This window comes from Ruminococcus intestinalis (assembly GCF_014288065.1).
GTDB classification, from domain to species: Bacteria; Bacillota; Clostridia; order Oscillospirales; family Acutalibacteraceae; genus Ruminococcoides; species Ruminococcoides intestinale_A.
Map to the genome: position 1 here is coordinate 245,876 of NZ_JACOPS010000004.1, position 21,053 is coordinate 266,928.

Below are 21,053 nucleotides of genomic sequence, written 5' to 3' on the forward strand. Positions count from 1 at the left end.
TATGAATAACAATAACATTATACTTATAGGAATGCCGGGTTCGGGTAAGAGTACGCTTGGTGTTCTGCTTGCAAAATACAGCGGATATTCTTTTGTGGATTTAGACTTGATTATTACTAAGAAAACAGGCAAAAAACTGCAAAAGATACTTGATCAGGACGGCTATGATGCTTTCTTGAAAATTGAAAATCAAGTAGGCAAAGAGCTTGACTGCGAGAAAACAGTTGTGGCAACAGGCGGCTCAATGGTACTTAGCGCAGAAGGTATGGAACATTTGAAGAAAATCGGTACGGTTGTGTATATTAATGTGCCGATTGATGAAATCATACGCAGAGTTACAAATGTAGCGACAAGGGGAATTGCTTTTAAAGACGGCGAAACTCTTAACGATGTTTTTAAAGAGAGAACACCTCTTTATGAAAAATATGCAGATGTAACCGTTGATTTTGAGAATGCGTCAAATCTTGAAGAAACCGTCGATAAAATTATGGAAAAATTAAATCTTCATAAGTAATAATTTAAGCACCGATTTGAAAAGTCGGTGCTTTTTTGCCTTTTGCTTTAAAAACGATTTTTGTTAAAATGTTGGTAAATTATGGTTTAGCGGAGTGTCGGTCGGGCATTGAAAATTAGCTAACGCTAAATTATCCTCCCAAAAACAAAAAAGTTTACTCAATTTTTTCAAAAATTGCGGGTTTGGGCAGCGCCCATAAAATCTTCCGATACAACAATTTATCAGGCGCAAACAGCCACGCTATTTGCGTGCTTGCACCGAGTTTGAAAAAACAGGCGACAGCCTTTTATAAAAGAAATGATTAACTTTTCATTATATATCGAATGGCTTTTTTGTTGCTATCGCATTTAAGGGCATTAGCCGTTGTGTTCAAGCCGCCAAACAGCGAGCTGTTTGGCTATCGTTAGTTTGCATAAACGGAAAATATTTGTGGGCTTTGCCCACACCCACGACCTTTGAAAAGGTCGACCAAACTTTTATAATTAATTGGCAAATCAATTTGCTAAACCATAATTTTTGCTAAAACAGCCGTACTCCGAACAAACTCAAAATCCAGAGAACAAATCCGTAAATTATTGATGCAGAAACTCCGTATACTATTACCGGACCTGCAATTATAAATAATTTAGCACCGAGTCCCGCTATATATCCCTCTGACTTAAATTCAATTGCAGGTGAAGATACTGCATTGGCAAAACCTGTTATCGGTACAAGAGTTCCTGCTCCTCCGTGTTTTGCTATTTTGTCATACACGCCAATTGCCGTCAGTAAAATGCCTATGAATATCAGCGTTACGGAACACAATGTTTTACTGTCTTTTTCTGCCGCACCGAGCATTGCGTATAAATCCGTAAATCCCTGCCCGATTGTGCATATTGCTCCGCCTATTAAAAAGGCTTTTATGCAGTTCACAAAAAGTTTACTTTTCGGTGAATTTTTCGTCACAATTTTATTGTATTCTTTTGGTGAAATCATATATACATTAACTCCGTTTCGTTTATAACTTGCTGATTAAATGTACTAATATTATGTGTTAAAAATTTGTTCTTATGTAAGATTAGTTTATGTAAAATAACAGTTTATTTTTGATGAAATATGATGTATAATGTTAAATGTATATTTATGTATTGTGAGGTGGAGTATCGTGGAGCATTATCTTGATAACAGCGCAACAACCGTTGCATCGCTTGCGGCGGCTAAAAAAGCGTTTGAGATGATGACGGAAAATTACGCAAACCCATCTTCACTTCATTACAGAGGAATGCTTGCGGAACAGGAGCTTGAAAAGGCGAGAAAGGCGGTTGCTAAGCAGCTTTTTGCCCAAACCGATGAAATCATCTTTACAAGCGGCGGTACGGAGGCAAATAACCTTGCTCTTTTCGGCACTGCATATGCAAAAAAACGCAGAGGTACTAAGATTGTTACGACTTCCGTTGAGCACAGCAGTATTATGGAGTCTTGCAAAAGACTTGAGCAAGAGGGCTTTGAGATTGCATATGTAAGCCCAAGGCAAGACGGAGTTGTGCATACCGAGGATATTCTTGCGGAAGTAAACGACAATACAGTTCTTGTTTCTGTTATGTATGTAAATAACGAAACGGGTGCTATTATGCCTGTTGCAGAGATTTTTGATGCGGTAAAGGGAAAAAAATCGGATATTATCTGCCATACAGACGCAGTTCAGGCTTTCGGCAAAATAGCCGTTAATCCTAAAAAACTCGGTGCAGACCTTGTAAGCGTGTCGGCTCACAAAGTGCATTCTCCAAAGGGATGCGGCGCAATATATATAAAAAAAGGTGCGCGACTTGTACCGAGGACTTACGGCGGCGAACAGGAAAAGAAAATCCGCCCGGGTACAGAACCGTTGCCGTTGATTGCGGCATTCGGAGTTGCCTGTAATGAATTTGCAATAGAAAAGAATTACGAAAAAGTTGCCGAACTTTGCGAATACGCAAAAAATCAGCTTACAAAAATAGACGGAGTGGTTATAAATTCACCGCAGAACGCTTTGCCGTATGTTCTGAATTTTTCGGCGGGCAAGGTTAGAAGTGAAACTATGCTCCATTTCCTTGAGGAATACGAAATTTATGTTTCCTCGGGCAGTGCTTGTGCAAAGGGCGCACCGAGTTATGTGTTAAGCTCAATGGGATACGGAAGTTACAGAGCAGACAGCGCATTGCGTGTAAGCTTTTCAAAGCTGAATACAAAAGAAGATGTTGACGCACTGTGCACAACGCTTGCGCAGGGATTAAAAGTTCTTGTTCACAGATAAACTGAAAGGTAAAGAATTAATGAAAGAAATCATACTTTTAAAAGACGGCGAAATTGTACTTAAGGGTCTTAACCGTCGTACATTTGAGGATGTTCTCAAAAAGAATATCAGACACGCAATTTCACATTTGGGCAGTTTTGAAATAAAATCCGCTCAATCAATTATATATGTAAAACCGCTTTCGGACGATATTGACCTTGACGAGGCTTGTCTGAAAATTTCAAGAGTATTCGGCATTGTGTCATATTCGAGAGCGGCAATCTGCGAAGAAAAAACACTTGAATCAATTATTGCTACCGCACCTGTTTATCTTGAAAAAGAGTTAAAGGCTGTGAAAACCTTTAAGGTTGAGGCAAGAAGAAGTGACAAACGCTTTCCGTATAAGTCGCCCGAAATATGCGCAGAACTCGGCGGAGTTATTCTTGATAAATTCCCGCATCTTAGCGTTGATGTTCATAATCCGGATCTTATCGTAAATGTAGAGGTTCGTGATTTTGGCGCTTATGTTCACGGTGCGGCGCATAAAGGTGCGGGCGGTATTCCTGTAGGTACAAGCGGCAATGCTGCTATTCTTATAAGCGGCGGTATTGATTCTCCTGTTGCCGCATATATGATGGCAAAAAGAGGTTTGAAACTTACAGCCGTTCACTTTGCAAGTCCGCCCTACACAAGCAAAAGAGCAGAAGATAAGGTAGTAAGACTTTTAAGAAGAGTAAGCCGTTATGCAGGCAAAATGACAATGTACACAGTTCCTTTTACAAAGATTCAGAAAACTATAAAAAATGAATGTCCGGAAGAATTGTTTACAATCATTATGCGCAGACTTATGATGCAGATTTCTTCAAGAATTGCAGCGGATAACGATTGCACGGCGCTTATTACAGGCGAGAGCTTGGGTCAGGTTGCAAGTCAGACTATAGGTGCTTTAAGCTGTACAGATGATGTGGCAGACTTGCTTGTGTTCAGACCTCTTATCGGTATGGATAAGCAGGAGATTATTGATATTTCATATAAAATCGACACTTATGATATTTCAATCGAGCCTTACGAGGATTGCTGTACGGTATTTACTCCAAAGCACCCGAGAACAAGACCTGTTTTGAAGTATGTAAAAGAGGCACAGGAAAAAGCAAATTTTGAACCGATGATTGAAGAGGCTCTTGCAAATCTCAAAGTAACAGAGATTTCAGCAAAAGACGAATAACATATATACCAAAACAAAAATTACTGTGACACGAAAGGATGGACCTGCGTGGATATTGAAATTTTATTGGTAAACCAAAACGATACCCCTGCATTAGACAGCGGCGAACTTTCTGACAAACTTGCCGAAAACGGTTTTACGCTTACCTATATAACACCTGTCGACTTTAAAAGCAAAAAAATTATTTCCGCTCTTGACAAATGTGCGGATAATAATGAAAAGCCTTCTGTTGTAATTTTGGCAAACGCACTTTCGGATAAAGGTGCGGACAGCTTTAAAAAACATTTTTCAGAGGTAGTTGCACAGGCGGAAAAAGCCGAAAAGCCCAAAGCTCCGAAAGACTATTGGAAAAAACGCACAAAAGCGCTGAAAAATGCTGAAAAATTGAAATTATCAGACGAAAGAGTGCAGGAGATAAAAGACAGTTTTAAGCTGTACAGAAAGAAATCCAAGATATTTAATCTCGGTGATTTAGGAAACGGCTGTAAAGGCTTTTGCTTTATGTACAAGGGTATGAAAGTCACAGCATTGCCACAGGAAAAATATTCGCTGAACAATATCGACGATATGATTTTGGCGGCGGCTCAAAAAACTGTTGAAGTGTTTGAAAATAACGAGGCGGAGTATCCCGGCGGATTCAGTAAGGTTGAGTATGTTCCTCCCAAAAAAGGACTGAAATACCGATTTATTCCGATGCGTGGCGACAGCGGTAAGGAAATTGCGCGAAAATCCGTTGCAATTGTTTCACTTGTTGTGTTTGTCGGCGCTCTTTCAATGCTGTTTTACAATATGGTTTACCTGAGTTATCAGAATAAAGAAAAAATGAATGATATTCAGATGATTTACCATAATACAACTGATGATAATACTTCGCAGGGCGGAGATAAAAAACCGTCAGAAGAAGAAAAAGTGGATTGGGCAAAACTCAAAGATATTAATAAGGAAATTGTCGGTTGGATACAGATTAACGATACCGGAATCGACTATCCTGTGCTGTATCACGAGGGTGACAGCCGTTCTTCTCAGTATTATCTTTACCGAGATTACAGAGGCAATCCTGATGATTGGGGCAGTGTGTTCATAGACTATCGAAGTACCGAGAGCACAAAGAGCAAAAATGTTATTATGCACGGTCATCATATGAATGACGGTACAATGTTTGCGGGTATGCTTAAATACGGCAGATACTCCATAGATATGGATTTCTACAAAAAAGCTCCGACAATTACATTTAACACTCCCGAAGAAAATGCGACATACAAGATAATTTCCGTGTTCAAGACAAACACATTGTCAAGTCACGGCGAATTCTTTAACTATATGATAGGTTCATTCCAAAACGATAAGGATTTTATGAACTATGTTTATAATGTCAGAGTTCGTTCAATGGTGAATTGCCCTGTTGATGTAAACGAAGACGACAGCCTTATCACACTTTCAACCTGTTCGTATGAATATACGGATTTCAGAACAGTAATTGTTGCAAGAAAGGTAAGGAACGGCGAATCGGCAAAGGTTGATGTTTCACAGGCATCTGCAAATAATAATGCAGTATGGCCGCAGGTTTACTATGACAGAAACGGCGGTACACGTCCAAAGGTAACAGATTTCTGTACTGCATATGAAGCAGGTCAGATTGACTGGTACAGCGGCGATTATGACTTTAAGGATCAGAAAGTGGTTGAGGCAACTACCGCACCTGCTACAACAGATGCACAAGGCAATACAGTAAAACCGACACAACAGCCAACAACCGCTCAACCTACAACGAAGGCTAAGGTTTATGTAACAGTCAAGTTTATTAACTATGACGGAACACAAATCAGCGAACAGAAAGTTGAAGTAGGAAAGTCGGCAAAAGCACCGGCTGATCCCGTAAAGCCGAGCGATGATTATTACGACTATGTATTTAAAGGCTGGCAGCTTGATTTCAGCAAGGTTTACAGCGATATGACAATCGCACCTAACTTTGAGCCTGTATTAAAACAGCAGGCTACCGATGCTCCTGCAGAGGAGGTAGCGGCAGAATGACAGGTGAACTGATTTTTTACGCTGCTCGCAAAACATCACTTTGCGAAAGGTCGTTAAGAAAGAGCTTTTCGGAACTTGATTTAATTGCAGATGAGGCAAAATTTGCTGCAAACTGCAAAACTCTCGGAGAGCTCGTTGTAAGTTCACTCAAAACAAACGACATAGTTTTTGTTACGGGTGGCTTAGATATAGGCGGAGAAAGCGACAGCCCAAGTGTTTTTGCAAGGGCTTTTGCGGATAATCCGCCGTTGGAAATGAAAAGGTTAAAAAATTCCTCCGGCAGTGACGGTTATGTATTTGCATCAGATTCGCAGGCAATAATTCTTTTGCCCGATGATCCGCAGCAGATAGAAAACATAATGAACGGCGCTTTAAGAGGATTTCTAAAAAGGTATAGGGAAAACAAATTGATTGCTTAAATGCAGCAAAGAGGAAAGGAACAGCATTTTATGAAAACAGAAGCATTTGAAAAATACGAGTCATCAGTACGCTCTTACTGCCGACACTTCCCGACAGTTTTTACAACTGCAAAGGGTTCAATCATCAAAGATGAAGAGGGCAACGAATATATAGACTTTTTCTGCGGTGCAGGTGCGGTAAACTACGGTCATAACAATGAATACATCAAAGCAAAGACTCTTGAGTATTTTTCAACAGACGGAATTATTCACGCACTTGATATGTACACAGTTCCAAAGCGTGAATTTATTGAAACACTTGAAACAAAGATTCTTGAGCCAAGAGGATTTGACTACAGAATTCAGTTCCCGGGCCCGACAGGTACAAACGCTGTTGAGGCTGCATTAAAGCTTGCAAGAAAGTATACAGGCAGAAGAAACATCTTTGCATTTATGGGTTGTTTCCACGGTATGACACTCGGTGCACTTTCTGCAACATCAGAAATGTTTGCGAGAAACGGCGCTATTGCATCTCTTACAGATTGTACACACATTCCCGCTCCTTATATGGTAGAGGGTCTTGATGTAGTTAAGTATATGCAGATGCTCATTGATGACGACCATTCTGCAACAGATAAGCCTGCGGCTGTTATTATGGAAACCGTACAGGCAGAGGGTGGCATAAGAGTATTTGATGTTGAGTTTTTAAAGGCTGTAAGGGAGTTCTGTACAAAGAACGATATTCTTATGATTGTTGATGATATTCAGATCGGTTGCTGCCGCAGCGGCTCATTCTTCTCGTTTGAGCGTGCAGGTATTCAGCCTGACATTGTTGTAATGTCAAAATCAATCGGCGGTATCGGTATGCCAATGTCAATTGTACTTCATAAGCCTGAAATTGATGTATGGAAGCCGGGAGAGCATAACGGCACATTCAGAGGCAATCAGCTTTCATTTGTTGCAGGTAAGGCTGCTATTGAGTATCTTCTCGAAAACAATGTAGAGGCTGAAACAAAGCGTAAGGGTGATATTGTAAAGAACTTTGTTGAAAAGGAAATTCTTCCGCTTAACGATAAACTTGAGCTTAGAGGTATCGGACTTATGTGGGGTATTGACTGCTCAAAGATTGATTCTGCTCTTGCATCTAAACTTTCTGACCTTTGCTTTACAAAGAATCTTATTTGCGAGGTAGCCGGCAGAAATGGCAGCGTATTGAAAATTATGCCTGCTCTTGTAATTGAGGACGAACTTCTCTTAAAGGGACTTAACATTGTTAAGGAAGCATTTAAGGAAATTCTTGCTGATTATTAATATTTAATAGATGTAAATTAAGCCTGTTCGGTTTTCACTGAACAGGCTTTTTGCTTAGAGAGTTTTATTAAATTTTGAGGTGAATTAGGGTTTAGCTGATTGCTTTATCAAGCAATTATAAAAGTTTGCTCGACCTTTTCAAAGGTCGTGGGTGTGGGCAAAGCCCACAGATACTTTCCGTTTACGCAATCTGACGATAGCCAAACAGCTCGCTGTTTGGCGGCTTGAACACAATGGCGTTAGCCTTAAAAAGCGATAGCAATAAGAAAAGAAATTCGTTATTTCATTAAAAAAATATAGGTTTTTTAATGGCTGTCGCCTGTTTTAACAAACTTGGTTTTAGCACACAAACAGCGTGGCTGTTTGCGCCTGATAAATTGTTATATCGGAAGAATTTTATGGGCGCTGCCCATACCCGCAATTTTTGAAAAAATTGAGTAAACTTTTTTGCTTTTGGGAGGATAATTTAGCGTTAGCTGAATTTCAATGCCCGACCGACACTCCGCTAAAACATAATTTACCCCGACTTTTGAAAGAACTGTTTTAATAAAAAATTAACTAAAAAGGCAATACCACAATTAATGTGATATTGCCTCAATTTTTAAAGAAATTCCATAGGGTCAAGGCGGTCTGTTTCACTTCTTCTGATTTCAAAGTGTAAATGTTCGCCGGTGGAGTCGCCTGTAGAGCCTACATAGGCTACAGTCTGTCCCTTATATACCTTGTCACCCTGACTTACTGCAAGTGAACTGCAGTGACCGTACAATGAATAATATCCGTTTCCGTGGTCGATTATAACATAGTTGCCATAGCCTGAATCATCATATCCTGCCCATGTTACTGTGCCGCCGTCAGCCGCTACAATGTCCTGACCGCCGATTCCGTCATCTGAAATATCTATGCCTGAATGAAGTCTGCCCCAACGATAGCCGTAGTAGCTTACAATGTTGTGGGTGTAGGGAACAGGCCACATAAACGAACCTGTTGCCTCGTATGACGGAGCTTCGCTTGTGCCCTGAACAATTATCTCGTTCTTAGGCTCTTTTGTAACATTTCTTGCTGTTTCAACAGAATCTGTCTGTTCTCCGTTTATATATGTTACCTTGTAGGTTACTTCAGCCTCGCCGTTTTCACCTTCTTGCTTGGTTTCGCTGTAGGTGTTGCTCTTTGAATCGTCATAATCGTATTGGGTATCGTAATTAAGGCTGATTGTATCGGTAACATCAGTAGTAACAGCCACATAAAGGTAATCTTTAGCAAGCTCAAGAACTTCATCTGCCGTAAGTACGGTTTCGTTCGGGAATTTACCGTTGATAATTTTTACTGTATTTGCAAAATCAGCGGTAGTATTTTCGTCATAACCCTCTTTAGCGTCAGATAAAATTTTATTTAACGCATTGCCGAGGGCAGATGTTTCTCCTGTAACACCGATTTTTTTGCCGTTAATATAAAGTGCAGAAAGTTGAGCGCCGATATTGTTGCTCAAAACTGCATTTGTAACAGCTTTTTCCGCAGTATCGGTTGCCTCATCTGCTGTAGCTATGCTTGAAAATTCATTTGAAGTATAGTCAACATAAGAGTATCCCGAAGACTTGGCACTTTGTACAGTCGCTTTCTTTTCTGTCGGCGGTACGGAAAGTGCACTTGCGCCCGATGCAAAACCTATCATAGCGGCAGTAAGGCAGGCAACAGATGCAAGCATAGCTTTCTTCTTGATTGCCTTATGCACACTTGCTTTTGAAACAGGTGCGGCGTGAGCGTATTTTCTGTCATTTTTATAGCGTGTTGCGGTAACAAGCTTTAATGTTGGATTATCTGTATCATTAAAGTTTATACCCTGTCTTGCAGCGCTGTATCGTCTGTCAAAATAACAGATTTCAGCTCGTTTGGAGCTTGTCTGCATAACAGGCTTTGGCTGTACGACAGGTTTGTTTTGCCTTTTTGCAACAGGTTTTGTAACATTTCTTTTTACGGTTACTTTTCTTGTTGATTTTATTTTAAACTTTTTTGCTGCAAGCGCAGCTGCTCTCTTTATAAAGCGAACAGTTTTCTGAGCGGTATTAAGCTCTTGAGGTTTGCGCCTTGTAAAAGGAAGACTCTCGATTTCTTGGTAGCCGTCCTTGCCAATGAACTTTGTACTCAAAATAATTTCTCCTATCTCATTAACTGTTACATTCTTGTAACAAACTTAACACTATTATTATAACAAATAGTAACAAAATTGCAATAGAAGAATTAAAAACCGTAACCTTATCCAGTAATTAGTACAAATCTAACAGCGTATATTATGCAACAGATACAATAATTCTCAAAATTAATTATACTTTAAGTTATCGACTGTTAAATCCTTTAACTTATTGTAATATTTATTTAATGCCTCAATAGCACCGTTAAAGTTGTGTTCCTTGTAATTTCCGCACTCTGCGGCAGTATTTCCTGGAATTTCGCCTGTGTGATTCTTGCATTTAAAAACAGTATCTTTAATAAGCTCAAGGGCATCTTCCTGCGACATATCTCTTACAAGAAAATAAAATCCCGTTCTGCAGCCCATAGGGCCAAAATAAATTACCTTATCCGCATATTTGCTGTTGCGTGAATATGTTGCAAAAAGATGTTCAATAGTGTGCATAACAGGGTTAGGCAGAAACGGCGGAGTATTCGGCTTAATAAATCTCATATCGTATGTTGTAATGTCACCGTCAATTCTCGATACATAAACACCCGGTTCAAGTGTATCGTGATTTACCTGAAAGCTTGCAATTCTTTCCATTATAAAAAACCTCTTTCTTATTTAATAGTTTTAAGCGTAGTCTGCAATACCGGTAAAGCAAATGTTAAGGTCAACTTCGCCGTCAATACCGTCAACCTTACCTGCGGTTGTATATTGCCACATCGAAAATTGATAGTAAAATTCAGGCGTGTCGCTGTATTCGCAGTACCAAATGTCATAGTCCTTTAATCTTGAAAGGTCATATTTAAAATAAAGTTCACGGCTCGGAGAGTAAATAGATGCGGTATAGCCGTTTGATTCTACGGTCTGGCAGAATGCTCTTGCACATTCGGTTGCCTCGTAAGCAGAAACATTGTCGGTTCTTGCATCATCATCTTTTACAATTTCCCAGTCATAAGCAACGGGATAATCAAGTTTGATGTCGCCGAGAATGTCTTTTACATAGTTTGCCTCCTCAATAGCCTCATCGGTATTAATCGCTTGTGAGAAGAAGTAAACACCGACTTTGATGCCGTTGTCTTTTGCCTCTGTAATATTTTTTATTGCATTTTCGTCTTGATACAGAGTTCCCTCTGTGCCGTAGCCTCTGCCGCCGATTCTTATCATAGCAAAGTCAATGCCCGAATCCTTAACTTTTTTCCAGTCGATAGTTCCGTTGTAATCGGAAACATCAACACCCTCTGTTGATGCCGCTTTACCGTTTACATTGTAATACTTAAAGTTAGCGTCGGCAGAAAAATTATTTTTATCGAGGGTATTTTTTGGAACATTGGCAAGTTCTGTTATCCAGATTTCTCCGAGAGTGGAATCGTTTATTAAAATTTTTTCTCCTGTGGTTTTTACTGTTGTATCTGTAGGAGTGGGGGTGTAGGAACTTTGTTCGGCAGTGCTTTCGCTCTTGCCGCCGCAGCCTGACAGTGCAACTGTGCTTACGAGGAGTGCCGAAATAAGTATGTATTTAATTTTTTTCATCATATTAACTCCTATTTTGTATTTATTAATGACAGGATAACACAAAAATAAATTTCTGTAAATAAAATAAGTCAAAATTTATATTGAAAATATTGTGAAAATTAAGTATAATAGAACAGTATAATGCAACAATATGGCTCACATTAAGGAAAGGAGTAGGGATTATGAATGCTGCAAAGGTTACAGGTTATGCCAAAAAGCCTAAAAAAGAGCTTATCAAAGCTATTGATGATTGCATATCATTAAGTCAGCTTTTTGCGCTTATCCAGCATGAGAATATAACTATGCAAATGCATTCACAACCCGGCGCATCAAACCTTGCTCCAAAGGTTCTTTCAGCACAAGAGATTATAGATAAAAAAGACACTCCGCTTGAGCGTCTTAAAACTGAAATAAAAAAATCCGTTTTAAAAAGCAAATAGCAGTTGTATCGAATTTTGTCGGTACAACTGCTGTTTTTTGCTTTAAATATTTTGTTAAAAAGAATTGCTGAAGCCTGATAAATTTAGTGGTTTGCAGAATACTTTGCCGGTCAATTACAATTGTAAAATTAACCGTCGCTTTCCGCTAAACATAATTTTATCCAAAAACCTAAAATCAAAAAACAACCACAAGGAGCATTTTAAAGCGTTCTTCACCGAAAACTGCGTGAGGGTGTTTTGCAGGCATAACGATTGATTCGCCTTCTTTTAATATATACTCAATGCCGTCAACAGTAATTTTTCCGACACCGTCAAGGCAGGTTACAAATGCGTCGCCACTCGATTCGTGAGTGCTGATTTCCTCGCCTTTATCAAAAGAAAAAAGAGTTACGCTTACTGCATCGTTTTGTACAAGGGTTTTGCTCACTACCATTCCGTCCTGATAAGCAACTTCGTCTTTTAATGTAAGCACCTGTGATTTGCTTATATTTTTCATTTTACCGTTTTTAAATAACATTTCCGTTGTAAGTACCTCCTTTGTTGAAAACATAATTATTTTTTGCAATATTATCACATAAATACACGATAAATTCAATAAAGTGATGCACAATGTATTGATGAATTTTTGAAAAGTGATATTTTCAATTGCGGATATTGATATATGAATTTTTTTGATGTAAAATAATAATGTTATACTGTTAAAAGGTTAAATTTAAGAAAGGCAAATTGAGAGGAAAATATGATTAAACTCAGAAGATTTTTGAAGGACTACAAAAAAGAATGTATTATCGGCCCTTTATGTAAGCTTTTTGAGGCAATACTTGAGCTTATTGTTCCGCTTGTAATGGCGGATATAATTGACAACGGTGTCACCAACGGCGACAAAGGCTATGTACTGCGTATGGGTCTTGTAATGGTTGCGCTTGCGGCAACGGGATTGCTTAGTGCGCTTGTGTGTCAGTATTTTGCTTCAAAAGCCTCACAAGGTTTTGGTACAAAGGTGAGAAGAGCGTTGTTTTCTCACATCAACTCACTTTCTCACGCAGAACTTGACAAACTCGGTACACCGTCACTCATTACAAGAATTACAAATGATGTAAACCAGTCACAACAGATGGTTGCAATGACTATACGATTGCTCACAAGAGCACCGTTTATTGTTATCGGCTCAATTATTATGGCAATGACAATCAGCGTGAGAATGTCAATTATTTTTATAATTGCCGCCGTTATTATCGGTCTTATACTTTATTTTGTAATGACAAAGAGTATTCCGATTTTCAGCCTTATACAGAAAAAACTTGATAAAATCGGACTTGTTTCAAGAGAAAACCTTTCAGGTAACCGTGTTATCAGAGCTTTTTCAAAGCAGAAAAGCGAAAAAGAGAGAATTGATAATTCTACGGAGGATCTTGCAGCTACTTCAATTCGTATTAGCAGACTTTCCGCTCTGCTTAATCCCGCAACTTATGTTGTAACGGATGTAGCGATTATTGCAATTATCTGGTTCGGCGGTATTAATGTAGATGCCGGTAATATGCAGACGGGTGATATTATTGCGCTTGTAAGCTATATGACGCAGATTTTGCTTGCGATGATAGTTGTTGCAAACCTTGTGCTTTTAATGACAAAGGGCAGTGCGTCGGCAGCAAGAATCAACGAAGTCCTTGAAACGGAGCCAAGCGTAAAAGAAACCACAAAAGAGATTATTTCTGTAAATACAGACGAAAACACACCGAAGATTGCTTTTGACAATGTTTCTTTCAGTTATGGCGGCGGTGATGATGAGCTTAGTAAAATCAGCTTTGAAATCAAGCGTGGCTCAACTGTAGGTATAATCGGCGGTACAGGCTCGGGTAAGAGTACGCTTATCAACCTTATTCCTCGTTTTTATGATGTAACACAGGGAAGCGTGGAGGTTGACGGCAGAAATGTTAAAGATTATTCTTTCAAACAGTTAAGAAAACAGATTGGCATAGTTCCGCAGCAGTCAATACTTTTTAAAGGAACTATCCGTGACAATATGAAATGGGAAAATCCTGACCTTTCGGATGAAGATATTATTACTGCGCTTAAAAACGCACAGGCTTATGAATTTGTTTCAAAGCTGCCTATGGGACTTGACAGTCATGTTGAGCAGGGCGGTAAAAACTTCAGCGGCGGTCAAAGACAGCGACTTTGCATTGCAAGAGCAATTGCGGCACAGCCAAAGGTACTTATTCTTGACGACAGCTTTTCCGCACTTGACTTTGCAACAGATGCGGCACTCAGAAAAGCGCTTAGTCAGTACACTCATGAGATGACGGTTATAATTGTAACACAGCGTTGTTCAACAATTATGAATTCTGATTTGATACTTGTGCTTGACGACGGTATGCTCGTAGGTAAGGGCACTCACAAAGAATTGCTTAAAAACTGCGAAACCTACAAGGAAATCTGCCTTTCACAGCTTAGCAAATCGGAGGTGGAAGTTTGAAAAAATCAGTAGTAAGAAGAGTTTTAAAATATATAAAACCATACAAAGGATTGCTTGCACTTGCTATTTTAAGTGCGATTATAAGTGTTTCGCTTACTCTTTATATTCCTGTACTTACAGGTAATGCCATTGATAATATTATAGATAAAGGCAATGTTAATTTTGAAAATGTACTTCAAATAATTATTTATATAGCCGTCAGTGTTGCCGGTGTTGCAATTTTCCAGTGGACTATGACTTATTTTACAAATGTAATTTCATACAAAACAGTAAGAGATTTAAGAAGAGATGTTTTTTGTAAATTTAACGATGTTCCGCTATCGTACATTGACACACACTCGCACGGTGATCTTATCAGCCGAGTAATCAATGATGTTGATGCCGTAGGCGACGGCCTTTCACAGATGTTTTTGCAGTTGTTCTCGGGTATTGTTACAATTCTCGGAACAATGGTATTTATGTTTATAATTGACTGGAGAATTGCTCTTGCGGTAATTATCCTTACTCCGCTTTCGTTATTTGTGGCTGCTTTTATAGGTAAAATGACACATAACCGTTTTGCAAGACAACAGCAGCTGCAGGGTGATATTTCCTCATATGTTGAGGAGTATGTGGGCAATCAGCGAATTGTAAAGGCTTTTTCATATGAAGACAGAGCTTTTGAAAATTTTGAAAAATACAACCAAGAACTTTACACGGTAGGCTTTAAAGCACAGTTTGCAGGTGCTCTTGCTAACCCGAGCACACGATTTGTAAATGCAATGGTGTATGCGGCTGTCGGTATATTCGGTGCAATTACAGCAATTGCAGGCACACTTTCGGTCGGACAGCTTTCGTGTTTTTTAACCTATGCAAACCAATATACAAAGCCGTTCAACGAAGTAACAGGCGTGCTTACGCAGTTGCAGACAGCTATTGCGGCGGCGGGAAGAGTATTTGATGTGCTTGACGCCGAAGACGAACCGAAAGATAAGCCTGATTCAATTAAAGTTGAAAATTGCAAAGGCAATGTTAAAATTGAGAATGTCAACTTCTCTTATGTAAAAGACAAGCCTCTTATTACAAACTTTTCTCTTGATGTAAAGAGCGGAAGTCACATTGCAATTGTAGGACCTACAGGCTGCGGCAAAACAACATTTATAAATCTTCTTATGAGATTCTACGATACCGACAGCGGTAAAATATCGGTTGACGGTGTAGATATAAAAGATATGGAGCGTGACGAGCTAAGAAAGCTGTACGGAATGGTTTTGCAGGACAGCTGGTTGTTCTGCGGCACTATTATGGAAAATCTTAAGTACGGCAATCCGAACGCTACAGACGAAGAAGTTATTGAGGCTGCAAAGGCGGCATATGCGCACAGCTTTATAAGAAGAATGCCTGATGGTTATGACACTATGATTTCAGAGGGCGGCGGTAACCTTTCGCAGGGACAAAAGCAGCTGCTCTGTATAGCAAGAGCAATGCTTTCCAATCCGACAATGCTTATTCTCGACGAGGCTACTTCGTCTATTGATACACTTACGGAAATTCGTGTTCAAAAAGCCTTTGCAAAGATTATGCAGGGCAGAACAAGCTTTGTTGTTGCACACAGACTTTCTACGATTAAGGAAAGCGATGTTATTCTTGTTATGCGTGACGGTAATATTATTGAGCATGGTACTCACGATGAACTTCTCGCAAAGGGCGGTTTCTATAAGAAACTTTACGAAAGCCAGTTTGCAAAGTAAAACGGTGTCACTGAGTGACACAATTATAAAAGACTATATATTATCAGGTTAAAATACTTGGAACAAATGTTTTGAATTTGTAACCTTTTTGCTTATAAAGGTTACAACAAAGCTCTTAAGAGTCGCAAAAACCCCAGATTTTATGGAGGTTTTGCGGCTCTTTTTTGTATTATAATTTCGCTTGAGAATTATAAATTAAAATAAGGTAAAAATAATTTCAAATCTGAAAAATATTACTTAGGTTTGTAAATTTTATTTCATTTTGTGCTATATTTATCTTGATTTTTAAAGGCTAATGGGGTATAATGATAGCAAACGGTGGCATAAGGTGTCATTTGGTGACTGAATGATACTCAAAAAACCGAAATTCAGTTCTAAACGGAGGTGGGCAAAATGTTTTCCGGAATGTCTAATAATTCAATCGATGCAAAAGGACGAGTTGTTTTGCCTGCAAAATTCCGTGACGAACTTGGAGAAACCTTTTATGTAGCACAGGGATTTGGCACTCCTTGTATTCAGGTTATGTCTAAGGAAGTTTTTGAGCATTTCTGTTCACAGATTATGCAGCTGCCCGCTAACAAAGCTATGATTCTCCAATATACTTTTACGGCAACCGCTGTTGAAGTATCGCCTAATTCACAGGGCAGAGTTCAGCTTCCGCAAACTTTAAGGGAGAACGCAAAGCTTGACAGCGATGCTCTTGTAATCGGTCTTAATAATCGTATTGAGATTTGGAGCAAGTCAGTGTTTGAGGATTATGTAAATTCACAGAAGGAACAGCTTGCCGACGCAGTTGGCAGCCTTTCATTCGGATAAGGAGCAAGCTATGGAATTTAATCATATTCCCGTCCTGCTCAATGAAACCATCGAAGGGCTTAATATTAAAGAAAACGGCATTTATGCCGATGGTACTGCAGGCGGTGGGGGACACAGCAGTGAGATTCTAAAACACCTTACTACAGGTAAACTTATCTCAATTGACCGTGATCCCGATGCTATCCAAACGCTTACAAAGCGTTTTTGCAAAAATGAAAATTCAATAATCATAAAGGGCAACTTTGCAGACATTGCCGAGCTTTTAAAGCAAAGAGGCGTTGGCAGACTTGACGGGGTTATGCTTGACATCGGTGTTTCTTCTCATCAGCTTGACACAGCCGAGCGGGGATTTTCTTTTCACGAGGATGCTCCTCTTGATATGAGAATGAGCCAAAGCGGTACAACAGCCGCAGATTTGGTAAATTCGCTTCCTTTTGAAGAATTACGCAGAATTATTTACACCTACGGTGAAGAAAAATTTGCGGATTCCATTGCAAAGGGTATTGTGAAAGCGAGAGAAGAAAAGAAAATTGAAACTACCTTACAGCTTGCCGAGATTATCAAACAGAATGTTCCGCAGAAAGTGCGAAGAGAAGGACATCCTGCAAGAAAAACATTTCAGGCTATAAGAATAGCGGTAAATGACGAACTCGGAGCACTTAACAAAGGTCTTGACGGAGCGTTTGAAATGCTCGGTTCGGGCGGAAGGCTTGCGGTTATTACATTCCATTCGCTTGAGGACAGAATTGTTAAGCAAAAAATGGCGTCATGGTGTAAGGGATGTACTTGCCCGAAAGATTTTCCGGTGTGCGTATGTGGCAATAAGCCCAAGGCAAAACTTATTACCAGAAAACCGATTTGTGCAAATGGGACAGAATTGGAATTAAATCCCAGGGCGAGAAGTGCAAAGTTGAGAATATGCGAAAAAATATAGTTTTTTCTTTGGTAGCTATGGACAAATGAGCTAAATTGTAGTAAAATATAACAAAGCTGTAAATAAGGTTACAGATACTATTAGTAGTAGCTTTTTTATACTGCAATTACTATATGTACGCATAATATAGGACTTTAAAGACGATTTATCGTGCTTTAAATACGTATAATTCTTTTAAAATGTTAAATTTGTGAAATATTTTGCTCGTTTTGAAAAATGAGTATATTGTGTGTTTTATTATAAATGATATCGGAAAGGCACAGGGTGCAGAATATGGCATATGAAAACAGAAACGCAGCTTATGATTTGAGTCTTTTTGACCAGGCTTCAGCAGCTCCTTTGCCAAAGCGTGACGAAGAAGTAGAAAAGGTAAAAGAACCTAAGAAAAAGACCGGTAAAAAAGTAATTTCTCTGCCGGAAGAGGAATTACATAAAATCAGAAAGCGCAGACACAATCCGCTTAAGGTTGCACTCGGTACAATCGGCGGTGCGGCAGTTGCAATGATTATTGCAACAATTATTATAGGACAGGTAAGAATCACAGAACTTAATCAGCAGATTATTACCGCAAAAGAAACACTCTCAAATGCACAGAGTGTTTACACACAGACAGAAATGAGCTTGCAGGCAAAGCTTAGCTCATCAGACATTGAAAAATATGCCGAAAACCAGCTTGGTTTGACCAAAGCATCAAGTTCTCAGCAAGAATTTGTTTCACTATCGGGTGGAGATAAGGCAGAGGTTACTTCTCCGGAAAGTGAAAACCTCTTTACTCAGTTTATCAGCTCAATAGCAAATCTTTGGTCATAACATAACGGCAAACTTAATACAAATGTTATGGAGGAATAAGAGTTAAGACTGTGTCTTGGCTCTTTTTTCGGTATAGAACAGTTATTGTAAAATATTTACATTTTTATAAGGCTATTGCGGTTGAAAGGAGAAATTTTGTTGGAGAAAAACGATTTTACTAAAAAAGAAAAGAAAAAGAAGGCCGCAAAGGGTCCTAATCAGCGCCTAAGACACAGAACGGCAGTTCTTATTGTACTTATTCTTGTTATCGGTTTTGGCGCAATTGTTGCAAGACTCGGTTATCTTACCACTATACAGAGCGGAAAATTGCAGCAGGCTGCGGTTGAACAACAGCTTATGGACAGAAAACTCCCCGCAAAGCGTGGTACGATTTATGATTCAAACGGCAAGGTACTTGCGGAAAGTGCATCTGTATGGCAGGTAGTTATGTCGCCTGCGAATATAGATACCGATAAGCAGAGAGAGGCTGTTGCTTCCGGTCTTTCTGAAATTCTCGGACTTGATAAGGCAGATTTGCTTGAAAAGACAAAGCAGAACAGCTACTATGTAGTTGTAAAGCGTAAGATTGAATCTGATACAAGAACAAAAATTCTTGAACTTATCGATAAACTTAAGAAAGACTACGACTGCAGCGATTATGCGGTACAGCTGCAGGATGACTACAAAAGATATTACCCGAATAACGACCTTGCGTCTAATGTAATTGGATTTACAGGCAGCGATGAACAGGGCCTTGAGGGTATTGAGTATGAGTACGATACTTATCTTAAAGGTACAGCGGGCAGAATCGTAACCGCCAAAAACTCAATAGGTACTGAAATGCCTTTTCAATATGAGCAGAATGTTGCAGCTAAGGACGGTAATAACCTTTATCTTACAATCGACTCAACAATTCAGTCTATTTGTGAAAAATATATGGCACAGGGTATCATTGATAATGATGTTCTTAACAAAGGCGTATGTATATTGATGGATGTAAATACAGGCGCTATTCTGGCTATGGTTACGGCAAACGGTTATGACCTTAACAATCCTTATCAGCTTTCGGACGAAGAACAGAAAAAAATAGACGCTCTTCCCGAAAATGAACAGGATGCAGCGGAAAGTGCGGCTTTGTCAGCAATGTGGCGTAATAAGGCTGTTGCCGATACTTACGAGCCGGGTTCTGTATTTAAAATGTGTACAGCGTCAATGGTTCTTGAAGAAGGTCTTGTAAATCTGGACACAAGTACATTTTATTGTGCGGGTTCAATGACAATCGCTGATGCCGATCCTATTCATTGTCATAACCTTGCAGGCCACGGCACACAAAGCTTTACAGAGGCTATTGTAAATTCATGTAACCCTGCTTTTATGCAGATGGGACAGTTGCTTGGCATTAACAAATATACACAGTATTATAAAGCATTCGGTTTTGCGGACAAAACAGGAATTGACCTTCCCGGTGAGGCTGATGACCAGTTCTTTACAGATATGGATGAAGTTGACCTTGCGGTAGGTTCATTCGGTCAGAACTTTAAAATCACACCTATTCAGATGATTACAGCTTGTGCCGCTGTTGCAAACGGCGGTTATGTACTCCAGCCTTATGTGGTTTCAAAAATCACAGATTCAGACGGCAATGTGGTAAAAACCGTTGAAAAGACAGTTAAGCGCCAGGCTGTTTCAAAAGAAACATCTGATAAGATGAACGAAATTCTTGAATACAACACATCGACTGCAGGTTCGACTTCGGGTTATGTTGCCGGTTATCGTGTAGCAGGTAAGACAGGTACTTCAGAGAAAAAGGGTGGGGAAATAATCAGTAACTATAAGGAAGACTATATTGCATCTTTCTGCGGATACGCTCCTGCCGATGACCCTCAGGTTGCTATGCTTGTATTCTTTGATACACCGAACGGTGCTTCATACTACGGTTCTCAGGTAGCATCTCCTGTATTTATCAATATTATGACAGAGGTTCTTCCTTATCTTGATATTAAAACAAGTTACTCGGATGACGAACTTGAGTATGTTGATGTATATGCAGGTTCTTATGTTGGACTTTCTGTTTCGGAAGCTACTGCAAATGCAGAGAATGACGGCTTTACAGTAACTGTAAAGGGTGACGGAGATAATGTAATTTCACAAATTCCTGCACCGTCATCACAGATACCGAGCGGAGGCAACATTGTACTTTATACGGATGAGGCAAGTACGGCAGAAAAGGTGACTGTACCGTATCTTGTCGGTTACTCGGTTTCGGAGGTAAATGCAGTTGCAAGTGCATACGGACTTAATGTAAGCCTTGTGGGTGCGGCTTCCGGCAGTGTAGTAAGTACATCACAGGATATAGCAGAGGGTACTATGGTTAGTGAAGGATCGTTGATTACAGTAACCTTTAGTTCTTCGGTGAGTGTGAACGATTAAAATTTGCGGTTCAGAGGGGACTG

18 protein-coding genes are annotated in these 21,053 nt (G+C 39.5%); 13 read left to right on the forward strand and 5 right to left on the reverse strand.

Annotation, left to right across the window (positions count from 1 at the left end):
• The first annotated feature begins 1 nt into the window (after position 1).
• Positions 2-514, forward strand: coding sequence for a shikimate kinase (locus H8R91_RS09520; RefSeq protein ID WP_186935812.1), 513 nt, complete (start codon positions 2-4; stop codon positions 512-514).
• A 519-nt stretch (positions 515-1,033) separates the two neighbouring features.
• Here H8R91_RS09520 and spoVAC read toward each other — a convergent pair.
• Positions 1,034-1,489 carry a stage V sporulation protein AC gene (gene spoVAC, locus H8R91_RS09525; protein WP_022234008.1) on the reverse strand — a complete coding sequence of 152 codons (456 nt, stop codon included), beginning with the start codon at positions 1,487-1,489 and terminating at the stop codon, positions 1,034-1,036.
• A 169-nt stretch (positions 1,490-1,658) separates the two neighbouring features.
• Here spoVAC and H8R91_RS09530 point away from each other — a divergent pair, with 169 nt between their 5' ends.
• Genes H8R91_RS09530 through H8R91_RS09550 form a run of 5 tightly spaced genes read left to right on the forward strand, consistent with a single transcriptional unit; the run spans position 1,659 to position 7,730 of the window.
• Positions 1,659-2,786, forward strand: a complete 1,128-nt coding sequence (locus tag H8R91_RS09530; protein WP_186935813.1) for a cysteine desulfurase family protein — start codon at positions 1,659-1,661, stop codon at positions 2,784-2,786.
• Positions 2,787-2,805: 19 nt separating this feature from the next.
• Positions 2,806-3,990 carry a tRNA uracil 4-sulfurtransferase ThiI gene (thiI, locus tag H8R91_RS09535; protein ID WP_186935814.1) on the forward strand — a complete coding sequence of 395 codons (1,185 nt, stop codon included), beginning with the start codon at positions 2,806-2,808 and terminating at the stop codon, positions 3,988-3,990.
• Positions 3,991-4,038: 48 nt separating this feature from the next.
• Positions 4,039-6,021, forward strand: coding sequence for a class B sortase (gene srtB, locus H8R91_RS12180; protein ID WP_186935815.1), 1,983 nt, complete (start codon positions 4,039-4,041; stop codon positions 6,019-6,021).
• On the forward strand, positions 6,018-6,440 hold the full coding sequence (locus H8R91_RS09545; protein WP_022234012.1) for a hypothetical protein: 423 nt from the start codon (positions 6,018-6,020) through the stop codon (positions 6,438-6,440). Before srtB ends, H8R91_RS09545 begins: the two co-directional genes overlap by 4 nt.
• Before the next feature lie 30 nt (positions 6,441-6,470).
• On the forward strand, positions 6,471-7,730 hold the full coding sequence (locus H8R91_RS09550; protein WP_186935816.1) for an aspartate aminotransferase family protein: 1,260 nt from the start codon (positions 6,471-6,473) through the stop codon (positions 7,728-7,730).
• A gap of 601 nt (positions 7,731-8,331) precedes the next feature.
• Here H8R91_RS09550 and H8R91_RS09555 read toward each other — a convergent pair.
• From H8R91_RS09555 to H8R91_RS09565, 3 genes are all read right to left on the reverse strand, one after another.
• Positions 8,332-9,873 carry a M23 family metallopeptidase gene (locus H8R91_RS09555; protein ID WP_186935817.1) on the reverse strand — a complete coding sequence of 514 codons (1,542 nt, stop codon included), beginning with the start codon at positions 9,871-9,873 and terminating at the stop codon, positions 8,332-8,334.
• 171 nt (positions 9,874-10,044) lie between these two features.
• Positions 10,045-10,500, reverse strand: a complete 456-nt coding sequence (locus H8R91_RS09560; RefSeq protein ID WP_186935818.1) for an S-ribosylhomocysteine lyase — start codon at positions 10,498-10,500, stop codon at positions 10,045-10,047.
• A gap of 30 nt (positions 10,501-10,530) precedes the next feature.
• On the reverse strand, positions 10,531-11,433 hold the full coding sequence (locus tag H8R91_RS09565) for a glycoside hydrolase family 25 protein (protein ID WP_186935820.1): 903 nt from the start codon (positions 11,431-11,433) through the stop codon (positions 10,531-10,533).
• 164 nt (positions 11,434-11,597) lie between these two features.
• Here H8R91_RS09565 and H8R91_RS09570 point away from each other — a divergent pair, with 164 nt between their 5' ends.
• Positions 11,598-11,855, forward strand: coding sequence for a hypothetical protein (locus H8R91_RS09570; RefSeq protein WP_186935822.1), 258 nt, complete (start codon positions 11,598-11,600; stop codon positions 11,853-11,855).
• A gap of 175 nt (positions 11,856-12,030) precedes the next feature.
• Here the strand turns inward: H8R91_RS09570 and H8R91_RS09575 are convergent, their stop codons facing one another.
• Positions 12,031-12,372 carry a cupin domain-containing protein gene (locus tag H8R91_RS09575; protein WP_186935824.1) on the reverse strand — a complete coding sequence of 114 codons (342 nt, stop codon included), beginning with the start codon at positions 12,370-12,372 and terminating at the stop codon, positions 12,031-12,033.
• Between the two features lie 222 nt (positions 12,373-12,594).
• Here H8R91_RS09575 and H8R91_RS09580 point away from each other — a divergent pair, with 222 nt between their 5' ends.
• The 6 genes from H8R91_RS09580 to H8R91_RS09605 all read left to right on the forward strand — a co-directional run bounded on the left by H8R91_RS09580 (position 12,595) and on the right by H8R91_RS09605 (position 21,030).
• Positions 12,595-14,331 (forward strand): ABC transporter ATP-binding protein, encoded by a 1,737-nt coding sequence (locus H8R91_RS09580; RefSeq protein WP_186935826.1) that lies wholly within the window; start codon positions 12,595-12,597, stop codon positions 14,329-14,331.
• Positions 14,328-16,061, forward strand: coding sequence for an ABC transporter ATP-binding protein (locus H8R91_RS09585; protein ID WP_186935828.1), 1,734 nt, complete (start codon positions 14,328-14,330; stop codon positions 16,059-16,061). The genes H8R91_RS09580 and H8R91_RS09585 overlap by 4 nt, the downstream gene beginning before the upstream one ends.
• Positions 16,062-16,454: 393 nt before the next feature.
• Positions 16,455-16,877, forward strand: a complete 423-nt coding sequence (locus H8R91_RS09590; protein WP_022234968.1) for a division/cell wall cluster transcriptional repressor MraZ — start codon at positions 16,455-16,457, stop codon at positions 16,875-16,877.
• A gap of 10 nt (positions 16,878-16,887) precedes the next feature.
• On the forward strand, positions 16,888-17,811 hold the full coding sequence (gene rsmH / locus H8R91_RS09595; RefSeq protein ID WP_022234967.1) for a 16S rRNA (cytosine(1402)-N(4))-methyltransferase RsmH: 924 nt from the start codon (positions 16,888-16,890) through the stop codon (positions 17,809-17,811).
• Positions 17,812-18,084: 273 nt separating this feature from the next.
• The gene (locus tag H8R91_RS09600) at positions 18,085-18,621 is read left to right on the forward strand and encodes a hypothetical protein (protein WP_178586362.1); all 537 of its coding nucleotides are present in this window, start codon (positions 18,085-18,087) and stop codon (positions 18,619-18,621) included.
• Positions 18,622-18,759: 138 nt separating this feature from the next.
• Positions 18,760-21,030: a penicillin-binding transpeptidase domain-containing protein gene (locus H8R91_RS09605; RefSeq protein WP_186935830.1), complete on the forward strand. Its 2,271-nt coding sequence runs from the start codon at positions 18,760-18,762 to the stop codon at positions 21,028-21,030.
• Positions 21,031-21,053: the final 23 nt, after the last annotated feature.

What these genes read in the sequence shown, in the direction of transcription:
- H8R91_RS09520 (WP_186935812.1), top strand. Translation starts at nt 2, where the DNA reads ATGAATAACAATAACATTATACTTATAGGAATGCCGGGTTCGGGTAAG.
- spoVAC (WP_022234008.1), bottom strand. Translation starts at nt 1,489, where the DNA reads ATGATTTCACCAAAAGAATACAATAAAATTGTGACGAAAAATTCACCG.
- thiI (WP_186935814.1), top strand. Translation starts at nt 2,806, where the DNA reads ATGAAAGAAATCATACTTTTAAAAGACGGCGAAATTGTACTTAAGGGT.
- H8R91_RS09545 (WP_022234012.1), top strand. Translation starts at nt 6,018, where the DNA reads ATGACAGGTGAACTGATTTTTTACGCTGCTCGCAAAACATCACTTTGC.
- H8R91_RS09550 (WP_186935816.1), top strand. Translation starts at nt 6,471, where the DNA reads ATGAAAACAGAAGCATTTGAAAAATACGAGTCATCAGTACGCTCTTAC.
- H8R91_RS09560 (WP_186935818.1), bottom strand. Translation starts at nt 10,500, where the DNA reads ATGGAAAGAATTGCAAGCTTTCAGGTAAATCACGATACACTTGAACCG.
- H8R91_RS09565 (WP_186935820.1), bottom strand. Translation starts at nt 11,433, where the DNA reads ATGAAAAAAATTAAATACATACTTATTTCGGCACTCCTCGTAAGCACA.
- H8R91_RS09570 (WP_186935822.1), top strand. Translation starts at nt 11,598, where the DNA reads ATGAATGCTGCAAAGGTTACAGGTTATGCCAAAAAGCCTAAAAAAGAG.
- H8R91_RS09575 (WP_186935824.1), bottom strand. Translation starts at nt 12,372, where the DNA reads ATGTTATTTAAAAACGGTAAAATGAAAAATATAAGCAAATCACAGGTG.
- H8R91_RS09580 (WP_186935826.1), top strand. Translation starts at nt 12,595, where the DNA reads ATGATTAAACTCAGAAGATTTTTGAAGGACTACAAAAAAGAATGTATT.
- H8R91_RS09590 (WP_022234968.1), top strand. Translation starts at nt 16,455, where the DNA reads ATGTTTTCCGGAATGTCTAATAATTCAATCGATGCAAAAGGACGAGTT.
- rsmH (WP_022234967.1), top strand. Translation starts at nt 16,888, where the DNA reads ATGGAATTTAATCATATTCCCGTCCTGCTCAATGAAACCATCGAAGGG.
- H8R91_RS09600 (WP_178586362.1), top strand. Translation starts at nt 18,085, where the DNA reads ATGGCATATGAAAACAGAAACGCAGCTTATGATTTGAGTCTTTTTGAC.